The sequence below is a fragment of the Flavobacterium sp. J49 genome, from assembly GCF_011742145.1.
Classification (GTDB): domain Bacteria; phylum Bacteroidota; class Bacteroidia; order Flavobacteriales; family Flavobacteriaceae; genus Flavobacterium.
Genome location: NZ_JAAQQU010000093.1, coordinates 1 through 2,700 on the forward strand (window position 1 = coordinate 1; position 2,700 = coordinate 2,700).

Annotated in this window: 3 protein-coding genes; all 3 read right to left on the reverse strand. The window is 32.1% G+C overall.

Annotated elements, in window-relative coordinates; all coding sequences use genetic code 11:
- Positions 1-544: 544 nt before the first annotated feature.
- Positions 545-1,066, reverse strand: coding sequence for a hypothetical protein (locus HA632_RS02375; RefSeq protein WP_176305638.1), 522 nt, complete (start codon positions 1,064-1,066; stop codon positions 545-547).
- Between the two features lie 172 nt (positions 1,067-1,238).
- Complete coding sequence (locus tag HA632_RS02380) at positions 1,239-2,060, reverse strand: hypothetical protein (RefSeq protein WP_176305639.1); 822 nt, start codon at positions 2,058-2,060, stop codon at positions 1,239-1,241.
- A 171-nt stretch (positions 2,061-2,231) separates the two neighbouring features.
- On the reverse strand, positions 2,232-2,700 hold a 469-nt coding region (locus tag HA632_RS02385), incomplete at its 5' end, for a hypothetical protein (RefSeq protein ID WP_217902817.1).

Here is a 2,700-nt window from a genome sequence, read left to right on the forward strand (position 1 = left end):
TAACGTTCCGCCGCTTGCGACAGTGGCGACTTTTAAAATTATTAGATGTAAATATAATTAAAATTTGAACTTAGTATTTTCCGCCTAAGAAAAATAAAACCAGCCATTGTTGCAAACGGCTGTTACCGCTAGGTTTTACACTTCGATTACAGACACAAAATAGACTTAGCCGAGAAACGTAATCAGCGTCCAAACAAGTTACTGTTGAACTTCCACAAAGCCTAAACCTTACCAAACAAAAAAAGAACAAAGCTCAGAAACGTAATTCGTTTACAGATATTTTTTTTTCAGCGCAAAACTTAAGAAACTTGATCTTTTCGGCTCAATTTTCCATTAAAATTAAACCACAAAAAGACGAAGAATATGATTTTTAAAACGCAACCAAAACTTAGCGGTAACGTTTCGCCGCTAACCGACTGTTGCGAAGCCAGCGAACTGCGTACTGTCAGCTAAGATAATAGTTTTACGTGAAAAACAGACGTGAAACCACGAAAATCCAGCAATAGCGGTTAACGGCTGTTATGCGTTCGGGCTTTTAGTTTCACTATCGCTCAATTTTAGTCAACTTTATACTGTCTGTTGAGTTTCTGAATCCAAATAAGTATTCATTTCTGATTTTATATTCTGTTGAGTCAGTTGTCAAATAATATTCGTTTCCATTTTTCCTAAATTTTCCTTCTAGAAACTCGGTTGTTGAGCCTTGATTCGTGCTTTCTGTCATACTAAAAGTGTTGTCAAGTTTCGAATGTATAATTGCAAAAATTGTGTCTTTTCTGTTAAATTTCCAACTCTCATATCTAAGATTTTGATGTCTTTCTATACCGTTCAGAAATAAAAAATACATTAAGATTGCTGAAATAAATGAATTTATAACGAAAACTTTTGAGTATTCTTTTTTGGTGAAATATAAAATTAAAGCAATTGCAAGGTTAATAAATATTACTGCTGGAACTACAATTACTATGGCGATTGAAATGCTTGGTTCAGGGTCAATTTCTTTCACCCAAAACCATATAATAATAAAGTCAATTATTGTGAGGAGAAATAATTTTGTAAATAACTTCATATGTCTTTTTTAGCAGATTTTTTAGCCTGACGCATAACGTTTTGCCGCTTTGCGAAGGCGGGGATTTTCAGCACTAAACTTCATTAGATGCACAAAGCTTGAATTTAGCACTTCACTTTCATAGAAGCACGAAACCCCCGCTTTTGCAAAACGGCTGTTACCACACGTTTTTTTATTCGAAGTATTCATATTTATAGTAAAGTGGTACATATCCTCTAATACTTTTTAAAAGTCCATTATTTTCATAAGTGTAGGTCAGATTGTATTCACTTGTTCTGTCATTTCTAAATACACTTTTAATTTCAGATGTTAAAAGTTGTCCATATCCATTAAATATATTTTTGATTATTTTTTCTTCATCAAATCTTTGTCTATCGGTATCATCTGAATATGAATAAGTTTCAGTTATTCCATTAATTGTAATTTGTTCTTTTTTCAATTTTGCTTCCAAAACATATCCGTAAAACCTTTTTACATAAAAATCTCTTTCATATTCCTTTGTCTTTCTATATGTGATAACGGTGTCTATCTTAATTGAAGTTGTCGAAGTGAAGGGATTATGAGAATAAGTTGTTTCACTACTTGGATTTTCAAAATTACCCTTAAAATACTTTGATGAAATCAATAAGTTGTTTTCATAATAAAAAAATGTTTTTTCTGTGCTTACTGAATTATTATGATGATAAATTAAAGTGTCTATTTTATGGGTAGTTTTACCAAGTTCATCATAAATATAGGTGGTCACTCTATCAATTAATTTTGACTTCCTTGTTCTTTTGTTGTATGATGCACTATGTTCTTCGATACGAATAATTTTTCCGTTTCTGTCAAGTTCAACAATTTCGGATAAGTCTTTGGGTGAATTTTCGTAAACAAAAATTCTTTTAACTTTCTTGTTTTTGTAAACACTGTCAGGTTGCCACCGATTTTCAATTTGTCCAAAGCTGAACATTGAGTTAAAAAAAATCAGTAGTAAAATGGCAGTTGTCTTCATTTGGTCTTTTGTGTCGTCTTTCTTTTAAAATGTGTGGTAACGTTCCGCAGCTTGTGATTGTGGCGTTCTTCACTCACTTGCGTTTTCAAATATAACTAAAATTTCAGTCAGCCGAGACATTTCTGATAAACCCAAAACCAGCCATAATCACAAACTGCTGTTACCAGCAGTTTATTTTTCTACTTCAAGCCTTAATTCTCCCGGAATTTCAATAATCTTTCCTTTGTGACGCATCTTTATTAGAAACTTTGGGCTGTTGTCTTTTGTTGACGTTGGTATAAATTCGTAGTCAAATCTCGTTCCATCATTTTCCCCAACTTTAATTTCTTTGCCGTCAATAATTCGAAAGATTTCATATTTCGGTAATTTTTTATCAAACTCATGCAACAGCATAACAATATTATTCTTTTTACCAACTTTCTGCTTGCGGCTTTCAGGTATTCCAATTAATTGACGCCACAAGAAATCTTTTTCACTTTTTGACAATGAATCTTGTAGTTTTTTATTTTCTTCTTCAAGAATTGAAATCCTGTTCTGTAAATTTTCTATTTCTTGATGATTTTCTGCTGTTTTATTACAGCTCAAAATAAAAAGAAAAGATGTCGTTAAAAGTAGTCGTCTCATAAATTGCTGGTAACGT

What these genes read in the sequence shown, in the direction of transcription:
- HA632_RS02380 (WP_176305639.1), bottom strand. Translation starts at nt 2,060, where the DNA reads ATGAAGACAACTGCCATTTTACTACTGATTTTTTTTAACTCAATGTTC.
- HA632_RS02375 (WP_176305638.1), bottom strand. Translation starts at nt 1,066, where the DNA reads ATGAAGTTATTTACAAAATTATTTCTCCTCACAATAATTGACTTTATT.